Source organism: Microtetraspora fusca (genome assembly GCF_001570365.1).
GTDB lineage: Bacteria > Actinomycetota > Actinomycetes > Streptosporangiales > Streptosporangiaceae > Microtetraspora > Microtetraspora fusca.
This window is the reverse complement of sequence record NZ_BBYK01000057.1, coordinates 72,128-93,653: the sequence shown is the minus strand read 5'-3', so window position 1 is coordinate 93,653 and position 21,526 is coordinate 72,128. Positions and strand designations below refer to the sequence as shown.

General features: G+C 73.8%; 20 protein-coding genes. 4 read left to right on the top strand and 16 right to left on the bottom strand.

Going from position 1 to position 21,526, the window contains the following annotated elements; translation table 11 throughout:
• Positions 1-16: 16 nt before the first annotated feature.
• From AWQ68_RS26160 to AWQ68_RS26115, 10 genes are all read right to left on the bottom strand, one after another.
• A complete protein-coding gene (locus tag AWQ68_RS26160) occupies positions 17-850 on the bottom strand; it encodes a GntR family transcriptional regulator (protein WP_218007036.1) in 834 nt (277 codons plus the stop codon).
• 61 nt (positions 851-911) lie between these two features.
• Positions 912-1,676, bottom strand: coding sequence for a 3-oxoacyl-ACP reductase FabG (gene fabG / locus AWQ68_RS26155; protein WP_066944687.1), 765 nt, complete (start codon positions 1,674-1,676; stop codon positions 912-914).
• A 25-nt stretch (positions 1,677-1,701) separates the two neighbouring features.
• The gene (locus tag AWQ68_RS26150) at positions 1,702-2,703 is read right to left on the bottom strand and encodes a phosphotransferase enzyme family protein (protein WP_066944685.1); all 1,002 of its coding nucleotides are present in this window, start codon (positions 2,701-2,703) and stop codon (positions 1,702-1,704) included.
• 384 nt (positions 2,704-3,087) lie between these two features.
• The gene (locus tag AWQ68_RS26145) at positions 3,088-3,831 is read right to left on the bottom strand and encodes a hypothetical protein (protein ID WP_245656092.1); all 744 of its coding nucleotides are present in this window, start codon (positions 3,829-3,831) and stop codon (positions 3,088-3,090) included.
• Complete coding sequence (locus AWQ68_RS26140) at positions 3,824-4,108, bottom strand: BMC domain-containing protein (RefSeq protein ID WP_066944683.1); 285 nt, start codon at positions 4,106-4,108, stop codon at positions 3,824-3,826. The genes AWQ68_RS26145 and AWQ68_RS26140 overlap by 8 nt, the downstream gene beginning before the upstream one ends.
• Before the next feature lie 49 nt (positions 4,109-4,157).
• The gene (locus tag AWQ68_RS26135; protein WP_066944681.1) at positions 4,158-4,406 is read right to left on the bottom strand and encodes a EutN/CcmL family microcompartment protein; all 249 of its coding nucleotides are present in this window, start codon (positions 4,404-4,406) and stop codon (positions 4,158-4,160) included.
• On the bottom strand, positions 4,406-4,951 hold the full coding sequence (locus AWQ68_RS26130) for a hypothetical protein (RefSeq protein WP_066944679.1): 546 nt from the start codon (positions 4,949-4,951) through the stop codon (positions 4,406-4,408). The genes AWQ68_RS26135 and AWQ68_RS26130 overlap by 1 nt, the downstream gene beginning before the upstream one ends.
• A gap of 88 nt (positions 4,952-5,039) precedes the next feature.
• Positions 5,040-5,663 carry a BMC domain-containing protein gene (locus AWQ68_RS26125; RefSeq protein ID WP_066944677.1) on the bottom strand — a complete coding sequence of 208 codons (624 nt, stop codon included), beginning with the start codon at positions 5,661-5,663 and terminating at the stop codon, positions 5,040-5,042.
• A gap of 1 nt (position 5,664) precedes the next feature.
• Positions 5,665-7,281, bottom strand: a complete 1,617-nt coding sequence (locus AWQ68_RS26120) for an aldehyde dehydrogenase family protein (protein WP_218007035.1) — start codon at positions 7,279-7,281, stop codon at positions 5,665-5,667.
• The gene (locus AWQ68_RS26115; RefSeq protein WP_066944675.1) at positions 7,278-8,546 is read right to left on the bottom strand and encodes a class-III pyridoxal-phosphate-dependent aminotransferase; all 1,269 of its coding nucleotides are present in this window, start codon (positions 8,544-8,546) and stop codon (positions 7,278-7,280) included. Before AWQ68_RS26115 ends, AWQ68_RS26120 begins: the two co-directional genes overlap by 4 nt.
• Before the next feature lie 195 nt (positions 8,547-8,741).
• Between AWQ68_RS26115 and AWQ68_RS26110 the strand changes: the two genes are divergently transcribed.
• From AWQ68_RS26110 to AWQ68_RS26095, 4 genes are read left to right on the top strand one after another with little or no spacing between them, the layout of a single operon-like run.
• Entirely contained in the window at positions 8,742-10,265 is a 1,524-nt protein-coding gene (locus tag AWQ68_RS26110; RefSeq protein WP_066944673.1) for an APC family permease, read from the top strand.
• Positions 10,266-10,305: 40 nt separating this feature from the next.
• On the top strand, positions 10,306-12,576 hold the full coding sequence (locus AWQ68_RS26105; protein ID WP_218007034.1) for a propanediol/glycerol family dehydratase large subunit: 2,271 nt from the start codon (positions 10,306-10,308) through the stop codon (positions 12,574-12,576).
• Entirely contained in the window at positions 12,573-12,929 is a 357-nt protein-coding gene (locus AWQ68_RS26100; protein WP_066944670.1) for a diol dehydratase small subunit, read from the top strand. Before AWQ68_RS26105 ends, AWQ68_RS26100 begins: the two co-directional genes overlap by 4 nt.
• Positions 12,926-14,485 carry a diol dehydratase reactivase ATPase-like domain-containing protein gene (locus AWQ68_RS26095; protein ID WP_066944668.1) on the top strand — a complete coding sequence of 520 codons (1,560 nt, stop codon included), beginning with the start codon at positions 12,926-12,928 and terminating at the stop codon, positions 14,483-14,485. Before AWQ68_RS26100 ends, AWQ68_RS26095 begins: the two co-directional genes overlap by 4 nt.
• A gap of 111 nt (positions 14,486-14,596) precedes the next feature.
• Here AWQ68_RS26095 and AWQ68_RS26090 read toward each other — a convergent pair whose 3' ends face one another.
• The 6 genes from AWQ68_RS26090 to AWQ68_RS26065 form a co-directional block, all read right to left on the bottom strand.
• Complete coding sequence (locus tag AWQ68_RS26090) at positions 14,597-15,496, bottom strand: HpcH/HpaI aldolase/citrate lyase family protein (RefSeq protein ID WP_245656091.1); 900 nt, start codon at positions 15,494-15,496, stop codon at positions 14,597-14,599.
• Positions 15,497-15,576: 80 nt separating this feature from the next.
• The gene (locus AWQ68_RS26085; RefSeq protein WP_066944666.1) at positions 15,577-16,752 is read right to left on the bottom strand and encodes a CaiB/BaiF CoA transferase family protein; all 1,176 of its coding nucleotides are present in this window, start codon (positions 16,750-16,752) and stop codon (positions 15,577-15,579) included.
• A 99-nt stretch (positions 16,753-16,851) separates the two neighbouring features.
• Positions 16,852-17,736 carry a ribokinase gene (gene rbsK / locus AWQ68_RS26080; RefSeq protein WP_084464412.1) on the bottom strand — a complete coding sequence of 295 codons (885 nt, stop codon included), beginning with the start codon at positions 17,734-17,736 and terminating at the stop codon, positions 16,852-16,854.
• A 34-nt stretch (positions 17,737-17,770) separates the two neighbouring features.
• Positions 17,771-19,189: an ADP-ribosylglycohydrolase family protein gene (locus AWQ68_RS26075; protein ID WP_066944664.1), complete on the bottom strand. Its 1,419-nt coding sequence runs from the start codon at positions 19,187-19,189 to the stop codon at positions 17,771-17,773.
• Complete coding sequence (locus AWQ68_RS26070) at positions 19,186-20,334, bottom strand: ADP-ribosylglycohydrolase family protein (RefSeq protein ID WP_066944662.1); 1,149 nt, start codon at positions 20,332-20,334, stop codon at positions 19,186-19,188. The genes AWQ68_RS26075 and AWQ68_RS26070 overlap by 4 nt, the downstream gene beginning before the upstream one ends.
• Positions 20,331-21,515, bottom strand: coding sequence for an ADP-ribosylglycohydrolase family protein (locus tag AWQ68_RS26065; protein WP_218007033.1), 1,185 nt, complete (start codon positions 21,513-21,515; stop codon positions 20,331-20,333). The genes AWQ68_RS26070 and AWQ68_RS26065 overlap by 4 nt, the downstream gene beginning before the upstream one ends.
• Positions 21,516-21,526: the final 11 nt, after the last annotated feature.

The window sequence follows — 21,526 nt, the reverse complement described above, 5'->3', positions numbered from 1 at the left end:
TCCCGGCACGCGGCCCCTACAGCCCCTCGGTCTTCACGCCGTCCGCCGGCGAGTCCTTGGGCCGGCCGTCCGGGAAGTGGACCAGCCGCCCCTGCTCGCGGGCGGAGTGGGTGGTGCCGGTCGCGCCGCTCACATGGACGAGGATGCGGGTCCGGTCGCCTCGGAAGATGTCCTGGGAGAACTCGAACGGCACGCCCCGCTCGTCGGAGGTGGTGCGGCTGATGGCCAGCACCGGAACGCCCGGCTCCACACCGAGGACGGCCGCCTCCTCCTCGCCCGCCGACACCGCCTCGATGCGTTCGAGTGCGGCGGCCGGACGCACGCCGTACTGCGCGGCGAGCAGCTCGTAGACCGAGCCGCCGAGCGGCTGCTCCAGCAGCCCGGGGAAGCGCAGCGCGGGGAAGCGCGCCTGCTCCAGCGAGAGGGGGACGCCGTCGGCGAACCGGATGCGGACGATCTCGGTGACGAGATCGCCGGGCTGGATCCCGAGCGCCGCCGCCGTCGGCTCGTCCGCGCCCGCAATGGTGGCGCGCACCACCCGGGAGCCCGCGGTGAAGCCCTGCTCGCGCAGCAGGTCGGGCACGCCGACGACGCTCGACAGGTCGCGCTCGACCTTGCTGCCGCTGACGAAGGTGCCGCCGCCCCTGCCGGGCACCCTGCGCACCGCGCCCGCCTGTTCGAGCAGGCCGAGCGCCTGGCGCAGGGTGGTACGGCTGACGCCCATCCGGGCCGCGATCTCCCGCTCGGCCCCGAGTCGCTGACCGGGCTGCAGCTCGCCGGTCGAGATCAGCCGCAGGACCTCCCGCCGAGTCGCGTCGACCGCGGACTCGCCGTCACCCTCGCGGGACACCTCATGCACCTCCCACACCATGGCCAAGAACCATGACGGAGCATGGGTCCATCCGATTAGATCACAATACGTCCAGTGCGTCCTTCGATTCCGGAAGCACCTGACCGCCGTCCACGACCAGGGAGTGGCCGGTGATGAAGGCCGCCTCGTCGGTGGCGAGGAAGAGGCAGGCGTTGCCGATGTCCTCGACCGAGCCGAGCCTGCGCAGCGGGATGGAGGACTCCATGGCGCGCAGGTACTCATCGCCGAGGTCGGCCAGCCCCTCGGTCATGATGTTGCCGGGCAGCACCGCGTTGACCGTGACCCGCTTGGGCGCGAGCTCCAGCGCCGCCGTACGCATGAAGCCGAGCTGGGCCGCCTTGCTCGCGCCGTAGTGCGACCAGCCCGGCAGCCCGGTGAACGGACCGGTGATCGAGGAGGTGAGGATCACCCGGCCGCGCCCGGACGCCTCGAGCGCGGGCAGGCACGCCCGTACGGACAGCATGGTGCCCTTGAGGTTGACGCCGAGGACCTCGTCGATGTCGGCCTCGGTCATGTCGGCCAGCTTCCGGTCCGGGAAGATCCCGGCGTTGGCGCAGAGCACGTCCACGCCGCCGTGCCGTTCGACCGCGGCCTCCGCGATCCGCGCGCAGTCGGCGGCGCGGGAGACGTCCGCGACGACATAGGTCGCGCCCAGCTCCTCGGCCGCCGCCTTCAGCCCGTCCTCGTCCCTGCCCACGATGAGAACCCTGGCGCCCGCCCTGGCGAAGACGCGCGCGATGCCCTTGCCGATGCCCTTGCTTCCGCCGGTGACGACGACCGACCGACCCGCCACTGAAGTGAACACACGCACTCCTCGAGAGTGATCCGTATCAGAGTGATCCGCTGAGGTACCGCTCGGCCAGCTCGCAGCTGCCGTGGGTGTATCCGGCGCCCAGTTCCACCGCGACGTCGGCGGCCGAGTGGGAGCCGATCCAGGCCACGAGGAGCAGGCGGCGGAGCATGATGAACGTCCAGATCTCGTCCTCGTCCGCCGTCGGCAGGTCGAGGACGCTCCGGTAGCCCCGGACCCAGGAGTCGATCATCTCGGGGACCTGGGGGTAGTGCTCGATGAAGCTGACCGCCGCGCCGAGGTCGTACAGGTACCAACCGAGGCCGCAGTCGTCGAAGTCGATGACGCTCGTCCCGTCCGCGGCGTCGACCAGCAGGTTCGCCAGCCGCAGGTCCGCGTGGATCAGGCCGTAGCGCTCCGGTCCCCTGCCGAATCGCGCCAGCCGGTCGCACAACTCCTTCTCCAGCCGGGAGAGCACCTCGTGGACCTCGCGATCGACGCCCACGCCGTCCTGCCACCGGCCCCAGCGCGGCTCCGGGCCGAACGCCGCGTCGGTGTCCCAGTGGAAGCGGGTGAAAACTGCGGGCCGCGCCCAGCCCCGGGCGTGCCGGTGCATCCGGGCCGTGATCGCCCCGAGGGGTTCGAAGGACTCGACCAGCCGGTCCTCGGCCGGCTCCGTCCCGGGCAGGTACTCGAACATCACGCAGCGACGCGGTTGGGCTCCGGGATCGTCCACCGTGACGACCCGCGAGCCGTCGCGGGCGGGCACCACCGTGGGCGTCCGTATCCCCGCGTCGGCGCGCAGCGCGGCCAGCCAGTCGAGCTCGGAGGCGATCGCCTCCGGCGAGTGGTAGCCGAGCCGGTGGACGCGCAGAACCGTGCGGGAGCCGGAGTCGTCCACCAGGAAGGTGGCGTTCTCCGAGACGTTGAGGAGCGTCACGCCGGCGTCAGGGGAGACGTCGTACCGCCGGAGGGCGGCGTGGGCGACCCTCTCTATTCGGGCGAGGACGTCGTCTCCCCCGGACAGGTCATGGACCTGCATTGGATCTCCTATGGCTCGTGTGGCTCCTACGGGTGGGGGTCGCGGGCACGGCCCGCTGCCAGGCCGCGCCCCTGCGCTTTTCGGGGGACGCTCCTGGATCGTGTCCGGAAAATCAATGGCTGCCGGGAAATGAGACAGGGCTGTTGCGGACCGGCGTTTTCCTGCGGGCACGCTTACGGCCGCGCGGACTCCGCCCCCTTCGGCCGCGCCGTCGCCGGGACGACGCGGCACATCGGCGGAGATCCGGGGAACATCTCCTGGTGCGGTGACCGGATAAACCGGTTCGGGGCTCGGAGCGTGCGGGGGCCACACCGAAGCGGGCCCCGGCGACCTCCGGTCACCGCGCCAGCGGTCCCGTCCAGCGGTCCCGTCCAGCGGTCCCGTCTAGTGGTCCCGGCCCTCGACCGACTCCAGGACCCGGACGATGGCGTCGCGGGCCGCCCGCACCGACGCGGGTCGGCCGCTGATGTACAGCCGGCCGGCCGAGCCGATCATCTGGACGTCGACGAGCGTGATGTCGGGCGCGGCGGCCTCGGCCTCGTTGGCCGCGACCGTCGCGAACAGCGCCGGGGTCATCTCGCAGACCAGCAGCGTCTCCCCCGGCAGGACCATCGAGGCCTGCCGGTTGCGGTTGATGAGCACCGCGTGCTGGTCGGTGACCCCCTCGATGACGTCGGTGTAGAGGATGCGCGGCCGGAGCTGGTCGCCCGCCGACGCACCGATGCCGTCGAGGATGGCCTGCCCGGCCCGCCGTACGTCGTCGAGCGACGAGCCGTGCACCTCCAGCACGCCGAACTGGCGCTCGACGAAGAGGATGCCGGGCTCGACGGACGGCACCGCGCGCAGCGCGAGGTCGATGACCCGCTCGATGGCCAGGCCCGGAGCGACCTCGACGATGAGCGCGTGCTGTCCCTCGTACGGCGGATAGCCGCGGGCTCTCGTGGGCGCCGCCATCGCCGCCGTGAACTGCCGCCGCAGGTTCTCCACCAGCAGGTACACCCGCAGCTCCGCCGTGCGCCGGCCCTCGGAGGACGACGGCGGAGCGGACGCGGGGGCCGGGGTGGGGTCCGCGGCGGGCGCCGCCTTGGCGGCGCGCGCACGGGGGCGGGAGGCGGGAGCGCTACTCACCGGACGAGACGTTGAAGGCGCGCGTCAGGTCGGCGTGCGGGCGCGGGATGACGTGGACCGAGACGAGCTCGCCGACGTTGGAGGCGGTCTCGGCGCCCGCCTCCGTCGCCGCCTTGACCGCGCCGACGTCGCCGATCACGGTGACGGCCACGAGCCCGGAGCCGACCTGCTCTCGGCCCACGATGGTCACGTTGGCCGCCTTGACCATGGCGTCCGCCGCGGCGAGCGCCGCCACGTAGCCCTTGGTCTCGATCAGGCCGATCGCGTTGTTCGCCATTTCGTCTTCTCCTTCTGGCCGGGCTGGCTGAGGTTGCCTGCGGGGGTGCTCATTGGGGGTCGTCGATGGAGCCGATGATCAGGGCGTCGATCGGCGGGGGAACCTGTCTCGCGGTGAACCAGGAGGCGGCCACGGAGCCCTGGACGACCAGGACCCGCTCGCCCATCCCGGTGCCGAGCACGTCGAAGGCGACCATCCGGCCCCCTCCGTCGAGCTCGACCTCCAGGAAGGCGCCGCCCGGGATGCCGTCGATCCGCTTGGTGGCCCACACGCTGGCCGTGACGGTGCCGCGCAGCATCAGCCCTCCCGTTCGACGACGAGGCCGGTGGCGCGTACCCGCTCCCGCGCGAGCGGGGTGAGCACGGCCCTGGGCCCGAGGACCAGGCGCGCTCCGGCCGCCGCCGCTGCCGCGACGTGCCGCTCGGTGACCGCGCCCTTCTCCCGCCGGTGGACCGCCTCGGGTGCGGCCCCGGCGCTCGTGGACCCGGCCGGGACGCCCGTCGCGGGCGGAGCGGCCTCCGGCGCTGCGTGGGCATCGGCCGACGTGTTCTCGGGGGCGCTCCCGGGCGGGGCGCTCTCGGGCGGGGTGAGGCGGAACCTGAGCCGCCCGGCCCGGATGTCCGCGGCGCGCGCCGGGTCGGCGGCGAGGTCGAGGACGCGCAGGACGAAGGCGGTGAGGTCGCCATCCGGCCCGGCCGCGACCGGCTCGACCACCGGCCCCGGGGACGGCGCGGCCGACCGGCCGCCGCCCGCCGGCTGGGCCGCGAGCGCGGGGAGCACCGCGGGCAGGAGCTCGCGCAGGACCTCCCGCACCAGCAGGCGCAGCTCGTCCGGCTGGTTCATGTCACCTCCCCGCTCGTTCGCTCGGGGACGCGGCCGGAAACCCGCGCGCGGTCGCGCCCGGCCGCCCGGGTACGTCGAAGGCGCGCGGTCATGCCCGGCCTCCCGGTACGGCCATGCGGTCGCCGAGGGCCTGCCGCGCCGCGTCCGCGGCCTGCCGTACGTCGGACTCACGACCCGACAGGTACACGCGGCCGGTCGCGCCCATCATGCGGTAGTCGACGACCTTCACCTCGGCGGCCTTCTCCGCCTCGTTGACGGCGAGGATGGCGTACGAGGCGGGCTGGCACTCCAGGACGAACAGCGACTCGCCGGGCAGGGCCAGCGAGCCGACCCGGTTCCGGTTGATCAGGAAGGCGTGCTGCCCGTCCAGGCTCGACACGATCTCGGAGGCGAGGATGCGCGGGGCGACCGCGTCGGCGACGGTCGCGCCGAGCGCGTCGAGCACCGCTCCGGCCGCCGCCCGGACCTCGCCGATCTGGCCGTGGAACTCCAGGTAACCGAACTGCCGCTCGACGACCAGCACGCCCGCCTTCACGTCCGCGTGCTTGAGCGCCACATCGGTGAGCGGCTCGATGTCCAGGCCCGGAGCGATCTCGATGATCTGCGCCGCCTGGTTGAGCCGGGGCAGCGCGCCGCGCATCCAGGTGCCGAGGTAGCACATGGTCTGCGGCTGGAGCTGGTCGATGAAGATGAAGGAGCGCAACTCGGCCATGTCAGGACCTCACCAGCGACGCGAGCTCTTCGAGGATCAGCCGCCGGATCTCGTCGCGCAGCGCGTCCTGCGGCGCGCCCGCCCCCGACCCGGCCGTGGACCCGCCCGATCCGAACCCGCCCGGCCCGGACGCCTCCACCGGTACGGCGAGGCCGGGACGGCGGGCGTTGGACGGCTCGGGATAGCCCGGGACCGGCCCGTCGGGCGGCGACCACGGGTCGAGCCCGGCGAAGTCCCCGAACGGCGCGTCCACGTGGTAGGCGACCCGGGTCCAGTTGACGAGGTCGCCCGGCTGGAGGTTGCCCCCGGCCGAGGACCCGCCGACGTACCCGGTGCCGATCGTCATCGAGATCGGCAGGTTGGTGTGGATGCCGGAGGAGCCCAGGCTGTTGCCGGAGTTGACGGAGATCCGCAGCACAGGCACGGCCGCGCCGTACTCCATGATCGTGCGCGGGTCGGTGCTGTGGATCGCGGCCGAGTGGCCCGCTCCGGTGATGCGCAGCACGGCCTTGGCGGCGGCGATCCCGCTCGTGGCCGAGGGCACGCGGAGCAGGGCGAGCACCGGGCAGAGCTTCTCGTGGGCCAGGGGCTCCTCGGGCACCGCGGCGTCGATCGGGGCGAGCAGCACCGTGGTGCCCGGCGGCACCCGCACGCCGGCCCGCTCGGCGATCCAGGTCGCGTCCTTGCCCACGAAGCGGGTGTCGAAGGTCCCGCCGGGGAAGAGCGCGTCGCGCACCCGGTCGCGCTCCGCCTCCGACAGCAGGTGAGCGCCGCGCATGAGGGAGACCAGCCGGTCGGCGATCGCGTCCTCGGCGATCAGCACGGACTCGTTGGTGCAGAGGATCGAGTTGTCGAAGCTCTTGCTCTCCACGATCAGCCGCGCCGCCGACTCCAGGTCGGCCGTGCGGTCCACCAGCACCGGGACGTTGCCCGGGCCGACGCCGAGCGCCGGGTTGCCCGACCGGTACGCGGCGCGGACGACCGGCGTGCCGCCCGTGGCGACGACGACGTCCACGAGCGGGCTGGCCATCATCGCCTCGACGAGCGGCAGCTTCGGCTCCTCGACGACCTGGATCACCCCGTCGGGGGCGCCGGCGGCGACCGCCGCCTCGGCCAGCGTCCGGGCGGCGTCGGCGCAGCACTCCTTGGCCATCGGATGCGGGCTGATGACGATCGCGTTCCGCGTCATCAGCGCCAGGAGGATCTTGAAGTAGACCGTGGCGACCGGGTTCGTGGACGGCGTGAGCGCGAAGACCACGCCGGCCGGCCGCGGGATCGACAGGATCTTGCCGGAGGGGTCGGCGCGCGGCGAGACGTAGTCGTCCCCCGCGTACGCCTCGGCCAGCCCGGTCGAGCAGGCGACGTTCTTGCGCGCCTTGTGCTCGGCGACGCCGAAGCCGATCTCGCGCACCGCCCACTCGGCGTACCGGGTGGCCGACTCGGCCCCAGCGCGGGCGACGGCGGCGACGACGCGGTCGACGCTCGCCTTGTCGTAGCGGGCGTAGGCCCGGGCGGCCCACCGCGCCCGCTCCAGCATCCCTCCGGCGGCCGCCGGGGAGTCCGTCGTCACAGGGGCGCTCATCTCCGCGCCCATCTCCGGGCCCATCTCCGGGCTCATCTCTGGGCCTCCTTCGCGGCCCGCGCGACGGCGAGGGCCGTACGGTCGAGAATCTCCTCCGCCAGTTCCGGGTCGATCAGGATGCCCGGCTTGTACTGCAGCACGCGCGGGTCGAGCGTGGAGAAGATCGCCCAGACGCCGAGCTGGTACAGCTGCCGCATGACGTGCTTGGCGCCCTCGGGGTGGTTGAACTCCAGCCCGATGACCAGTCCGTTCTGCCGGATGCCGGTGAACCAGTCGGGATGGTCGGCCTGGATCCGCTCCAGGCCCCGGCGGAACAGGTCCGACGCGTGGTGGACGATCGAGCGGGTCTGCGGCCGGTTGCAGATCTCCAGCGCCTTGAGCGCGGCGATGCAGCCCAGCTCGGCGCCGCCGAACGTCGCCATGTGGGCGAAGCCGTCCTCGGTGAGCCAGCCGGCGCACCGCTCGCTGACCAGCACGGCCGCGATCGGGTAGAGACCGCCCGAGATGCCCTTGCCGGTGACCAGGATGTCGGGGGCGATGCCGTGCTTGGTGATCGCCCACAGCTCGCCGGTCCGCATGAGCCCGGTCTGCACCTCGTCGGCGATGTAGAGCGCGTCGTACGTCTCGCAGAGCCGCTTGACGCCCTCCAGGTAGCCGGGCCTGGGGAGCGGGAAGCCGTAGGTCGCGGGGATGGTCTCCATGATGACCGCCGCGACGTCCCGGCCTCGCAGCGCCGACTCCATCGCCGCCAGGTCGTTGAACGGCACGTGTGTGAACTCCTCGGGCCGGTCGGCCAGGAAGAGCTTGGCGAACCGGTCGTCGCCGGTGCCGACGGCGAGGCCGGTGTGCCCGTGGTACGCCTTGACGATCGAGACGATCTTGCGCTTGCCGGTGGCGTGCCGGGCGGTCTTGAGCGCGATGTCGATGGCCTCGCCGCCGCCGCTGCCGTAGATCACCTTGCTCATGCCCGGGGGACCCGTGGCGACCAGCGCCTCGGCGAGCGCGGTGCGGGCGAGCGAGGGGAAGTGATGGTTGCCGATGTCGAAGTGGTCCATGGCCTGCTTGAGCGCGGCCACGACCTCCGGATTGCGGTGGCCCAGGTTGTAGGTGCCGCCGTTGAGGTGGACGTCGATCAGGCGCCGGCCCGAGACGTCGTAGAGGAAGTAGCCCTCTCTGCGGTCGATGACCAGGGGGACCCCGGAGTCGATCCAGAATTGCGTCTTCCCTGGATTCCAGTACGTCGAGGACTTCTCCAGCACCTCGTCCTTCGACGCGAACGTGAACAGCCCGTAGTCCAGCATCCCGGTCCCATCGGTCTGTGAATCGGTTGGACCAAATAGTTAGCTGGATGTCCATCAAACGTCAATGGTTGCTTTTATGCGAAGGAAGAAACACCACAGGTCTTGCCCGGCCCAACCATAGGGTGGCACGATTTGCCGCACCTTGTGTGACTTGGCACACATCTCCCCCCACAACGGTCTTCGGGAGGGCACTCTGTGAGCACCTTTGAGACACGGGCGAAAGCGCCCGCCGAGACCCAGGGCGTCAGCCGCCTCAGAAAGGACGCCGTCGGCCTGACCGGCGTCATCTTCATGGCCGTCGCCACCGCCGCCCCCATCACCGCCATGACGGGCAACGTCCCGATCGCGCTCGGCTTCGGCAACGGCCTCGGCGCGCCGGCGGGCTACCTCTTCGCCACGATCGTGCTGACGATCTTCTCCGTCGGCTACGTCGCCATGGCGAAGCACATCACCTCCGCGGGCGCCTTCTACGGCTACATCTCCCACGGCCTCGGCCAGGTCGCCGGCATGGTGGCCGGCCTGCTCGCGACCATGGCGTACGTCGTGTTCGAGGCGTCCCTCATCGGCTTCTTCGCCTACTCCGCCCACGACACCTTCCTGACCATGGCCGGCGTGGACGTGCACTGGCTGTGGTTCGCCTTCCTCGGCCTCGGCCTCAACTCCGTGCTGACCTACTTCGACGTCAACCTCACCGCGAAGGTCCTCGGCTTCTTCCTGATCACCGAGATCGTGATGCTGGGCATCACCGCGACCGTGACGCTGTTCCACGGCGGCGGCCCCGACGGGCTCATGGCGTCGTCGATCAACCCGCTCAACGCCTTCCAGACGAACGGCCTGGCCGCGGGCGCGGTCGGGCTCGGGCTCTTCATGTGCTTCTGGTCGTGGGTGGGCTTCGAGTCCACCGCCATGTACGGCGAGGAGTCGCGCGACCCCAAGCGCATCGTCCCCAAGGCCACGCTCGTCTCCGTCATCGGCATCGGGCTCTTCTACACGTTCATCTCGTGGATGACGGTCGCCGCCAACGGCGTGAAGGCGCCGGAGCTGGCCGCCACCGAGTTCGCCGGGATCTTCTTCAACCCGACCCGCGAGCTGGTCGGCGCCTGGGCGGTGGACCTGTTCAAGGTGCTCATCCTGACCGGCTCGTTCGCCTGCTCGATGGCGTTCCACAACTGCGCCTCGCGCTACCTCTACGCCCTCGGCCGGGAGAACCTGATCCCGGGCACCCGCGCCACCATCGGCACCACCCACCCCAAGCACGGCTCGCCGTACATCGCCGGGTTCGTCCAGACCGGGATCTCCGTGGTGCTGGTCCTCGCGTTCTTCTTCGCGGGCATGGACCCCTACATCCACCTCTACACGCTGCTCGCCGTGCTCGGCACGCTGGCGATCCTGATCGTGCAGTCGCTCTGCTCGTTCTCGGTCATCGGCTACTTCCACGTGCGGAAGAAGCATCCGGAGACCGCGCACGTGCTGCGCACGCTGATCGCGCCGCTCGCCGGCGGGCTGGCGATGGTCTTCGTCGTCCTGCTGCTCTTCCAGAACCAGGAGGCCGCGGCCGGCGACGCGTCGAAGACGCTGCTGTTCCGCCTCATCCCGTGGATCGTGCTGGCGTTCGCCGCGCTCGGCGCGGGCCTGGCCCTCTATCTCCGGGCGAGGAACCCGGCCAAGTTCGCGATCATCGGCCGCATCGTCCTGGAGGACACGGTCGAACGCGACTGACCCGCCGCCGGACGGACGAACCCCAGGTAGAGGAGAGCGCGTGATCCCCCCGCACGACGACCCACCGACGACCCGGGCCGCCGCCCCCGGTCCGGTCGGCCGGATCCGGTTCATGGACGCCCAGCGGGTCAACCTCGACGGCTTCGCCGTGGAGAACCCCGAGCTGGGGCTGATCGCCCTCTCCTCTCCGTACGACCCGGAGCCGGGGCTGGTCCTCGAGGACGGCGTGGTCACCGAGATGGACGGGGTGAAGGCCGCCGACTTCGACGCGATCGACGCGTTCATCGCGGCGCACGGCCTGGACCTCACGGTCGCCGTGGAGGCCATGGCGCTGTCGGACGTGGCGGCGGCCCGCATGATGGTCGATCCGTCGATCCCCCGGTCGGAGGTCGTCTGGCTCTGCGCCGGGATGACCCCCGCCAAGCTCGCCCGGGTGCTGGCCCTGCTGCGCCCGGCCGAGCTGGTGATGGCGATGACCAAGCTGCGCGCCCGGCGCACCCCGTCCAACCAGGCGCACGTCACCAACCGGCTGGACGACCCGCTGCTGCTCGCGGCCGACGCGGCGACCGCCGCCGCGTTCGGGTTCCGGGAGCTGGAGACCACCGTGCCGGTGCTCGCGGACGCCCCCTCCAACGCGGTGGCGGTCTCGATCGGCGCGGCGGTCGGGTCGCCGGGCGTCCTCGTGCAGTGCTCGGTCGAGGAGGCGCTCGAACTGGAGCTGGGCCTGCGCGGGTTCGTGTCGTACGCCGAGACGGTCTCGCTGTACGGCACCGAGCAGGTCTTCACCGACGGCGACGACACGCCCTGGTCGAAGGCGTTCCTCACCTCCGCGTACGCGTCCCGGGGGATCAAGATGCGGGTCTCCTCCGGCGCGGGCGCCGAGGTGCTGATGGGCGGGGCCGAACGCCGGTCGATGCTCTACCTGGAGTCCCGCTGCGTCGCGCTGGCGCGGGCGATGGGCGCGCAGGGCGTGCAGAACGGCGGCATCGACGGCGCCAGCGTGGCCGGGTCGGTGCCGCGCGGCGTGCGTGGACTGATGGCCGAGAACGTGATGGTCATGGCGCGCAACCTGGAGTCGTGCTCCGGCAACGACGCGCTGATGTCGGAGTCCGACGTGCGCAGGACGGCGCGGACGCTGCCCATCCTGCTCGCCGGGTCGGACTTCATCTGCAGCGGCTTCGGCTCGATCCAGCGCTACGACAACATGTTCGGGCCGTCCAACTGGAACGCCGAGGACATCGACGACTATCTGGCGATCCAGCGGGACTGGGGGGTGGACGGCGGCCTGCGCACCGCCGACACCGGCGCGATCGCGGCGCTGCGCGAGCGGGCGGCCCAGGCCGCACGGGCCGTCTACTCCTGGTTCGGCCTGGCGGACTTCACCGACGAGCAGGTGGCGGCCGCGGTGGACGCCGCGGGGTCCAAGGACCTCCCCGGCTCCGACCCGGTGGCCGTCACGAACGCGGCCCGTCTCATCCAGGAGACCGGGCTGACCATGGCCGACGTCGTGACCGCGCTTCAGGAGACCGGGTTCGAACCCGAGGCGGAGCGCCTGCTCGACATGCTCAAGGTGAGGGTCGGCGGCGACTGCCTGCAGACGGCGGCCATCCTCACGCCCGAGATGCGCGTGCTGTCCCTCGTCACCGATCCGAACGACTACACCGGGCCGGGCACCGGCTACGAGCCCACGCCCGAGCGCCAGGCGGAGATCGACGCCATCCGCCAGCGGCGCTCGGTCGAGGACCTGCGCCGCGAGCAGGCCGCGTACGCCTCGGACGCGCTGCGGCCCGCGGGCCCGGCCGTCCAGAGAGGCGACCCGCGCGAGGTCGTCATCGGCGTCTCCCCCGCGACCGGCCGCGACATCTGGGTGACGCTGTCCGGGCTGCCCGTGGTGGAGGCGCTGCGCCAACTCCTGGCCGGGCTGGAGGAGGAGGGGTGCGTCGCCCGGATCGTCCGGTTCCACGACACGATCGACCTCGGCATGATCGGGCTGTCGGCGGCCCGCCTGTCCGGCTCGGGCATCGGCATCGGGCTACAGGCGAAGGGGACCGCGCTGATCCACCGCCGCGACCTCGCCCCGCTCGCCAACTTGGAGCTGTACAGCATCGCGCCGGTGCTGTCGGCCGAGGACTACCGGCTGATGGGCGTGAACGCGGGCCGCCACGCCAAGGGAGGCACGCCGGAGCCGGCCCGCAACCCGTACACGGACGAGGCGATCGAGGCCCGCTACCACACCCGGGTGGTCTCGCTCGTCGCCATCGAGCGCGCCTGCTGCCGGGCCGGCGCCGGACCCGAGGAGCTGACACTGTGACCAGGGCGTACTCCGGGCGGCCGGTGGAGTCGGTGACCGTGGACGCGGTGCGCCGGGGCGAGGTGACGCGGGACGACCTGCGCATCCACCCCGAGACCCTGGAGGCCCAGGCGGTGGTCGCGGAGCGGCACGGCAACCCGCAGCTCGCGGCCAACTTCCGGCGGGCCGCCGAGCTGGCCCTGCTGCCCGACGAGGACGTGATGCGCGTCTACGAGGCGCTGCGCCCGCGCCGCTCCACCGCCGCGGAGCTGTCCGACCTCGCCGAGTGGCTCGACGGGCGGAGCTGCCACCGGAACGCCGCCCTGGTCCGCGAGGCGCGCGACGTCTACGCGCGGCGGGACCTGACGCGGTGACCCGGCTCGTCGCGGGCGTGGACGTCGGCAACGCCACCACCGAGATCGTGGTCGCGCGCGGCGGCGTTCCGGTCGCCTGGGACCGGGTCGTGACGCGCGGCGGCAAGGGCTCGCCCGCGTCGCTCGCCGGGGCCGTCTCCCTGCTGCGGCGGATCGAGCGGGGCCTGGAGGCCCGGGCGGCCGAGGTCGTCATGGCGCCCCTGCGTCCCGTCACGACGTCGGTCGTGGAGGTGCCGTACGGGCCGGAGCGCGCCGGGCGGCTGCGCGTGGTCGCCGCGGGCCACCCCACCCCGGGCGGCGAGGGCGTGGCCGTGGGCCGGCCGTACCCGCTGGGCGGCGCGGAACCGCCGGAGGGGCCGCTGATCGCCCTGGTGCCGCGCCGGACGGGATTCGAGAGGGCCGCGCGGGAGATCCGGGCGGCGCTCGCCGCCGGGGTGCCGATCGCGGGGGTGCTCGCGGAAGGGGACGAGGCCCGGCTGATCGCCAACCGGATCGAAGGCGCGCTGCCGGTCGCCGACCAGATCGACCTCGCGGCGGTAACCGCCGCCGAGGTGGTCGCCGTGGAGGTGCGCCCGCCCGGCCGGCCGCTGCGGCACCTGTCCGACGCGCTCTTCCTCGGGTCGCGGCTGGGCGATCCCGAGGGGGCCGCGGCGGTCTGCGCCCGGCTCTACGACGTGTCCAGCGCGGTCGTCGCCCTGCTGCCCGTGTCCTCCCCGGAGCTCGGGGCCGGGGAGGACGCGGCGGAGGGCCGGGCGCGGGAGGTCCCGGCGGCGTCGGTCGAGCGCGCCGTGGTGGACCTGGCCGCGGTGGCCGGGATGGTCAGCGCGCGGGCCGGCACCGTCGGCTCGCGCTCGCTGCTCGTGGCCGAGCTGGGCCCCCCGGCGCCCGCCGTCCCGCCGGCGGGCCTCGACGTGCCCGTACGGCTCGCGCCGAGCGAGGCCGCGGCGGCCCGCGCCGGGGCCCTCACCACGCCCGGAGCGGACGAGGACACCCTGGTGATCGACCTCGGCGGCGGCACCGTGGACCTGATCGCCCCGTCCGGGGAGGTCGTGGCGGCGGGCGCGGGCGACCTGCTGACCGCCGCGGTCGCCGCCGCGCTCGGCGTCCCGCGTGGCGCGGCCGAATGGGTGAAACGCGGGCCGTGCGCCCGGGTGGAGACGCCGCACGTGACGCTCGGCGAGGACGGCGTGCGCGCGTTCCTCGACTCCCCCGCGCCGCCTGGGCTGGTGGGACGGCTGACCGCGCCCGGCCCGGCCGGGCCGCTGCCCTTCTCGTCGGCGATGAGCCCGGCGGAGTGGCGCTCCCTGCGGCTGTCCATCAAGCGCGAGGTGCTCGGCGGGACCGTCCGGCGGGCGCTCGCGGCGCTCGACGCGCTCGGCGGCGGGCCGGTCCGCCGTGCCGTCGTGGTCGGCGGCCCGGCGGGCGACGAGGAGGTCCTCGGCGTGCTGGCCCGTGAGCTGCCCGGCGCCCCCGCGCTCGGCCGGGGCGACGTGGCGGGCGTGCTCGGCCACCGGTACGCGGTCGCCTACGGCCTGCTCGCCTCGGCCCCGCGCTGAGAGTCGCCCGCCGGACATCGGCACGCCGCGGTATCCGGCCGGCCGGCGAGCGCGCGGGCCACTTCACCGGTCAGGAGATCGCCGTGGGCAGCGCATTCACCCGGCCGGGGTTCACGGCGTGGCCGTGACCGGCGGGCCCCAGTACGGACCGGGCGACTCCCTGTGGGAGAGCTCAAGGACGCCGCGAGCCTGCCGCACGATGGCCTCGTCCACGAACCGGCCGTCCGGCAGGGCGACCGCGCCCTGCCCGGCCGCCGCGACCACCTCGTGCGCCGCGGCGATCTCCGCCTCGGTGGGCCGGTACGCGTCGACGATGACCGGGAGCTGGGCCGGGTGGACCGCCGTCCGGCCGCGGAATCCGGCCGCGCGCCCCTCCAGGCAGGACGCGGCCAGCCCGGCGAGGTCACGGACGTCCGGGTAGACCGACTGGGTGGGCGCGGGCAGCCCGGCGGCGCGGGCGGCGACCACGATCCGGGACCGTGCCCAGGCCAGCCCGCCGTCCGAGCTGACGCCGAGATCGGCGCGCAGGTCGGCCTCGCCCAGCCCGATGCTCGCCACCGCGTCGCAGGCGGTGGCGATCTCGAAGGCGCGTTCCAGCCCGAGGGCGGACTCGAGCAGCGGGTGCAGGGGCACGCCGGGCAGCGCCGCCGCGATCTCCCGCACCTCCGCCGCCGACTCCACCTTCGGCAGCCGGACGCCGCACGTCCCGGTGACGAGGGCGGCCAGCGCGTGCAGGTCCGCCTGCCCGTACGGCGTGCGCACGTCGTTCACGCGGATCTGGACCCGGGGCTGCGGCGTGGCGAGCAGGGCGACGGCCTCGGCCCTGGCCCGGCCCTTGTTCTCGGCCGCGACCGCGTCCTCCAGGTCGACGATGACGACGTCGGCGTCCGTGGCGAGCGCCTTGGCGACCCGGTCCGGCCGGTCGGCGGGGACGTACAACAAGGTGAGCGGCTGGAACCGCGGCGCGGAACCGGGTCCGGACGGGGTGATCGGGGGCATGGTCGGGGGCACGGGGTCACTCCTCACGGCTTCTTCTGCCGCCTGATGATCCCCTTGACAGGCCGGGTCAACCCCGGCGGGGATGTGATCCGTCACACGACGCCCTTCTCACGCAGCTCGGCGATCCGGGCGGGAGGCAGGCCGAGCGCGGCCAGCACCTCGTCGGTGTCCGCGCCGTGCGGGCGGCCGGTCCAGCGGATCGCCCCCGGCGTCTCCGACAGCCGGAACATGACGTTCTGCATCCGCAGCGGCCCCAGCTCGGGATCCTCGACGGTGGTGATCGCGTCGAGCGCGGCGATCTGGGGGTCGGCCATGACGTCCCGCACGTCGTAGACGGGGGCGACGGCGGCCTGCGCCTCCTCGAAGGCCGCGAGCACCTCGTCGCGGGTGTGCCGCGCCACCCAGGCCGCCACCGCGGCGTCCAGCTCGTCGGCGTGCCGCACCCGGCCCGCGCCGGTCGTGAACCACGGCTCGTCGATGAATTCGGGACGGCCGACCAGCCGCATCACCCGCTCGGCGATGTTCTGGGCGGAGGTGGAGACGGCCACCCACGAGCCGTCCGCGCACCGGTACGTGTTGCGCGGCGCGTTGTTGACGGACCGGTTGCCGGTGCGCGGCGGCACGACGCCGAGCCGGTCGTAGACGGTGGGCTGCGCGCCGAGGACGCTCAGGATCGGCTCGATGATCGACATGTCGACCACCTGGCCCCGGCCCGATTTGAGCGCGGTCATGACCGCGAAGGCGGTGGCGAGCGCGCAGATGCCGTCCGCCAGGCCGAAGGGCGGCAGCGTCGGCGGGCCGTCCGGCTCCCCCGTCATCGCCGCGAAGCCGCTCATCGCCTCGGCCAGCGTGCCGAACCCCGGCCTCCTGGCGTACGGGCCGAACTGCCCGAAGCCGGTCACCCGGGCGAGCACCAGCCGGGGGTTGGCCGCGCTCAGCCGGTCGTAGCCGAGGTTCCACCGTTCGAGCGTGCCCGGCCGGAAGTTCTCGATCACCACGTCCGCGTCCCGCGCCAGCTCGGTCAGCAGGTCCTGGCCGTCCGGGGTGGACAGGTCGAGGGTGATCACGCGCTTGTTCCGGCCGAGCATCTTCCACCACAGCCCCTCCGGCCCGTGGCCGCGTGAGGGGTCCGGCTTGGCCGGATGCTCGACCTTGATCACGTCCGCGCCGTAGTCGCCGAGCAGCATCGCGGCCGTCGGCCCGGCGAACAGCGTCGCCAGGTCGAGCACGCGTACGCCCGACAGAGGCGGCGTGGCGGGGGCGGTCATTCGTTTCCTCCAGTGGGTTTCGCGCACCGGGGCCGCCCCGGCGATCGCGTCGGGGGCCGCGCGGACGGGCGGGGAACCCGCGTCCGCGCGGCCCCTCGGTCACGTGAGCGCCGCGTCGATCTCGGCGCGGCTCGGCATGGACGTGCTCGCGCCCTCCCGCTGGACGGACAGCGCCGCCGCCGTGGAGGCGAAGCGCAGCGCGTCCGCGGGGGCGCGGCCCTCGGACCGCGCGGTGGCGAGCGCGCCGACGAACGTGTCGCCGGCCGCCGTGGTGTCCACCGCCTCGACCGGCACGGCCGGCACCAGCAGCCGGGCTCCGGCGCGCGAGCCGTACAGCGCGCCCCGGGAGCCGAGGGTGATCACGACCTCGGGGACGCGGTCGAGCAGGGCCTTGAGCGCGTCGTCGGGGTCGGTGGCGCCGGTGATGTCGGCGGCCTCGTGCTCGTTGGGCACGATCAGGTCCACGGCGTCGAGCAGCTCGTCGGGCAGCTCCACGACGGGGGCGGGAGTGAGGATCACGGGGACGCCGGCCGTGCGGGCGGCGCGGGCGGCCTCGACGACCCCCTCCAGCGGCAGTTCGAGCTGCAGCAGGAGGGCGCGCGAGCGGGCGATCATCTCGATGTCCTCGGCGGAGCAGCCGGTGACGGAGCCGTTGGCGCCGGGCACGACGACGATCGAGTTGCCGCCGCTGTCCTCCACGACGATGTGCGCGATCCCGGACGGCCCGGGCTCGACCCGCAGCCTGCTCGTGTCGATGCCCGCCTCGAACAGCGCCCCGCGCAGCTCCGGGCCGAACGCGTCGTCGCCGACGGCGCCGATGAACGCCACCTGGGAACCCGCCCGCGCGGCGGCGACCGCCTGGTTGGCGCCCTTGCCGCCGGGGATCGTACGGAACGCACGCCCCGTTACGGTCTCGCCCAGCTTGGGAGCGGACGGTACGTAGGCCACCAGGTCCATATTGGCGCTGCCGAACACCGAGATCACGATGCTTCCTCCAGGATCGTCACCTTTATCCCGCTTACCCTGCCATCAACCGGGTGCGCCGGGCGAGCTCCCCCAGGGCGATGCCGTCGAATCCGGTGACGCTGCTGGTCAGGCGGTCTTTCATGGACCACTGCCCGGGCACGCCGCCGTTCAGGCCGCCGACGATCGAGCCGACGGTCGCGCCCGCCGAGTCGGTGTCCCAGCCTGCCGCGACCGCGCCCGCGATCGAGGCGGTGAAATCGCCCTTCCCGTGGACCAGCGCCGCCGCGATCAGCGCGGCGTTGTTGATCGTGTGGACCCAGTGCAGGCGGCCGTGCCGGGCGTGCAGGTGGTCCACGACCCGTTCGAAGTCCGGCTCCGCGCCCGCCACGTCCACGGCGTCCCGTACGGCGGCGGCCAGCCGGGATCCCGCGGGGATCACCGACAGGCCCGCCTCGACCACCTCCGTCACCGAGAAGGCGTCCAGGGACCGCGCGCACATGGCGGCGGTGAACATCGCGCCGTACAGGCCGTTCGCCGTGTGGCTCAGCCGGGCGTCACGCCAGGCGAACTCGGCCGCCGTCGCCGGGTCTCCCGGGTTGGCCCAGCCGTACACGTCGGCCCGGATGAGGGCCCCGATCCACTCCCGGAACGGGTTGCGGTAGGTGGCGGTCGTCCGCCCCGGCTCCACGACCCGCGCGTCTGACGGCTCCGCGGGCTCGATGCCCGTCAGCAGGTTGCGGTACGCCACCCGCTCGGCGGTGAACACCCGGCCGCCGGGCAGCTCGTCCAGCCAGATCTGCGCGACGTCCGCCGTGGTGAAGCCCCTGCCGTACCGCTCCAGCACGGCGAGCGCGAGCAGCGCGAAGTTGAGGTCGTCGTCCTCGGGGATCCCGTCGATGTTCTCCGCGAGACTGTTGACCGCGCTGCGCCGGTTCCACGGCCATCTGAGCGCGACCTCCGGCGGCAGGCCCCTGGCCGTGAACCAGCCGCGGATCGGCCAGTTGCCCGTCGACTCGGCGATCTCCCTGATGCCCTCGCGGGGGATCTTCTCCACCGGCTTGCCGAGAACGCACCCGGCGGCCCGGCCCTGCCAGGCGCCGAGCACCCGGGCCGGGTCGGCGGCCCGCCGCCCGGGTCCCTGCTCACCGTTCCCCTGCCCGCCCGGCACGCTCCCCTGCGCCGCCGGCCAGTCCGGGCAGGCGGCGACGATCTCGTCCCAGCCGGACGGCTCGGGCAGCGGCGAGGGGATCGCCGCCAGCTCGTCGAGCAGGCCCTCCGCCAGGCGGCGCAGCCGTACGGGCGGAGCCTGCGGCGAGGCACCCGCCCGGGGCGGCGCGTCGTGCCCTCCGGCCGCGTGCCAGCGTGCCGCGATCTCCCGTACCTCCGGCAGGTCTCCCCTGCCGTCCTCCGCGGCCTGGCGCAGCTCGTGGCCCACCAGGTCCTCCGGCTGCACCCAGGTGAGCCGCATCATGATCCGTCTCCGGCCAGCAGCCCGGCGAACGCGGCGTCGGCCGCGCGGCGGCGTTCGGCGTCGGCCGCGCGCACCCGGCGCGCCACCGACGCGAGGGCGAGGCCGGGCGCGACGAGGTCGGTCCGGCTCGCCGCCGACACCTCCTCGATCCACGCGGCCGGCACGGCCGACCGCCCGCCCAGCGCCCCGGCGATCGCGCCGCCCATGGAGGCGATCGAGTCGGCGTCCCGGCCGTAGTTCACCCCGCCCAGCACGGTCTCGCGATAGTCGCCCTTGGCGATCAGCAGGAAGGCCAGGGCGAGCGGCAGTTCCTCGATGCTGTGCACCCGGCTCGGACGACGCGCGCCCAGCCCCTGGTCGCGGTAGGTGTCGGCCACCGTGTCGTACGGCCGCATGGCGGCGCGCAGCGTCTCGAACGACCCCTCCCAGTGGCCGAGGCCGCGCGCCGCCGAGCACACCGCCTCGATGGCCGCCCGCGTGCCGTCGCGGGCGAGCCGCAGGGAGGTCGCGACGACCGAGTCGGGCGTGGCCCCCGGGCGCATCGCCTCGGCGACCGCGGCGGCGAGCACACCCGCCGCCTCCCGGCCGTAGCTGGACTGGTGCGCGCCCGCGAGGTCGATCGCCTCGGCGTACGCGCCGTCGGGGTCGCCCGCGTTGACGACGCCCACCGGCGCCATGTACATGGCCGCGCCGCAGTTCACGATGTTGCCGACGCCCGCCTCGCGCGGGTCCACGTGGCCGTAGTGCAGCCGCAGGGCCAGCCACTTCTCGGCCAGGAACACCCGGTGCAGCGGCAGCGCCTCGGCCTCCAACTCGGGGATCCAGCGCTTCTCGCCCATCATCTCGGGCACGAGGTGCTCGGCGGCGGCATAGGCGTCCAGGTGGCCGCCCGCCCGCTCGTACACACGGATCAGCGCGTGGGTCATCAACGTGTCGTCGGTCACGTGGCCGTCGCCCTTGTGGTACGGCGCGATCGGCCGCGCGTTGCGCCAGTCCGGGTAGTACGGCGGGACCACGCCCTCGACGAGGCCTCCGTAACGCGCCCGGATCTGCTCCGGCGTCCAGCCCTCGGTCGCGCCGCCGAGCGCGTCGCCGACCGCCGCCCCGGCCACGCAGCCGACGGCCTTGTCCTCAAGCGGCGTCATGCCGTCCCCCTCTGTGTCGAACCGTTCTGTCGCAAACCGCTCTGTGCTCCGTCGCCCTGCCGGGTCGCGTCCTGTGCCGTGGCGTCCTGCGCGGGACCGCTCCTCTTCGGGCCACCGGACGCGAGGGTCCGGGCGACGTCGAGCAGGTCCGTTCCGGCCAGTTCCGGCAGGCAGCAACCGGCCAGCGGGCGCGCGGCCTCCCGCCACGCCCGCGGCAGCGCCTCGTATCCGGTGTACGCACCGGCGAGCGCGCCGGTGAGCGCGGGCGCCGAGTCCGCGACCGACGCCAGGCAGGCCGCCGCCGACACGGCCGCGCCGAACGCGGCCCCTGACGCGGCCGAGCCGGTGGATCCCGGCGCGCTCGCCGATCCCGGCGAGCCTGCGGCCGACATCGCGGCGTCGGCGAGAGCCAACGCGATCGGGACGGTCTCGGCGGCGGTGACGCCGTAGCTGTAGACGTGGTCGAGCAGCGCCGCGTCGAGCGCGGGCACGGCGGAGAACGGGTCGCCGTGCTCCCGCGCCACCGCCACCGCCGTACGAGCGGCGTGCCCGATCGCCGTGTCCTCCGGGAGCGCGGCGACGGCGGCGTCCACCGCCTGCCGCATCGGCGCGCCCCTCACCAGCGCGCCGACCGCCGTCGCGACCGCCACCGCCCCGAGCACACCGTCACCTGAGTTGGTGACCTCGGCGTCGGCGACCGGGTCCATCCCCGCGGCGCCGAACGCCACCGCCCGCACCGCCGCCGCGTCGTCGAAGAAGTGCGGGTTGTCGTGGCCGCTCGCGGGCGGCCCGAGGCCGGCGGCGAGGTTGTCGAGCGCGGACCAGACGGAGATCCGGGCGCGCAGGTCCTCGCGCTGCGCCAGCCGTCCGAACGCCTCGGCGCGGTTCTCGTGGATCGTCGACGCCGTCCAGGCGAGCCACTCGGCGTCGTCGGACGGCCCGAGCGCCAGCGGCTCGACCGGCTGGTTCAGCGCGAACGGCACCGGCAGCGTGGTCACCTGGCGCTCCTCGGCGAACGCGTCCAGTTCGCGGTGCAGCCGCCTGCTCCACGGCGCCAGCCGCAGCGACCGGTGGCGCGCCGCGGGCCAGCCCGCGGCGTCGCCGATGGCGAGGCCGGCGAAGGCGCCGAGAATCCGGTCCTCCTCCGGCGGCGGCGTTGCGCCTCCGCCCCCCGATGACATGCTCTTTCTCC

Excerpts from the sequence above, each read along its gene's own strand:
- AWQ68_RS26150 (WP_066944685.1), bottom strand. The coding sequence starts at position 2,703 with ATGCAGGTCCATGACCTGTCCGGGGGAGACGACGTCCTCGCCCGAATA.
- AWQ68_RS26140 (WP_066944683.1), bottom strand. The coding sequence starts at position 4,108 with ATGGCGAACAACGCGATCGGCCTGATCGAGACCAAGGGCTACGTGGCG.
- AWQ68_RS26135 (WP_066944681.1), bottom strand. The coding sequence starts at position 4,406 with ATGCTGCGCGGCACCGTCACGGCCAGCGTGTGGGCCACCAAGCGGATC.
- AWQ68_RS26130 (WP_066944679.1), bottom strand. The coding sequence starts at position 4,951 with ATGAACCAGCCGGACGAGCTGCGCCTGCTGGTGCGGGAGGTCCTGCGC.
- AWQ68_RS26125 (WP_066944677.1), bottom strand. The coding sequence starts at position 5,663 with ATGGCCGAGTTGCGCTCCTTCATCTTCATCGACCAGCTCCAGCCGCAG.
- AWQ68_RS26120 (WP_218007035.1), bottom strand. The coding sequence starts at position 7,281 with ATGAGCCCGGAGATGGGCCCGGAGATGGGCGCGGAGATGAGCGCCCCT.
- AWQ68_RS26115 (WP_066944675.1), bottom strand. The coding sequence starts at position 8,546 with ATGCTGGACTACGGGCTGTTCACGTTCGCGTCGAAGGACGAGGTGCTG.
- AWQ68_RS26085 (WP_066944666.1), bottom strand. The coding sequence starts at position 16,752 with ATGACCGCCCCCGCCACGCCGCCTCTGTCGGGCGTACGCGTGCTCGAC.
- AWQ68_RS26075 (WP_066944664.1), bottom strand. The coding sequence starts at position 19,189 with ATGATGCGGCTCACCTGGGTGCAGCCGGAGGACCTGGTGGGCCACGAG.
- AWQ68_RS26070 (WP_066944662.1), bottom strand. The coding sequence starts at position 20,334 with ATGACGCCGCTTGAGGACAAGGCCGTCGGCTGCGTGGCCGGGGCGGCG.
- AWQ68_RS26065 (WP_218007033.1), bottom strand. The coding sequence starts at position 21,515 with ATGTCATCGGGGGGCGGAGGCGCAACGCCGCCGCCGGAGGAGGACCGG.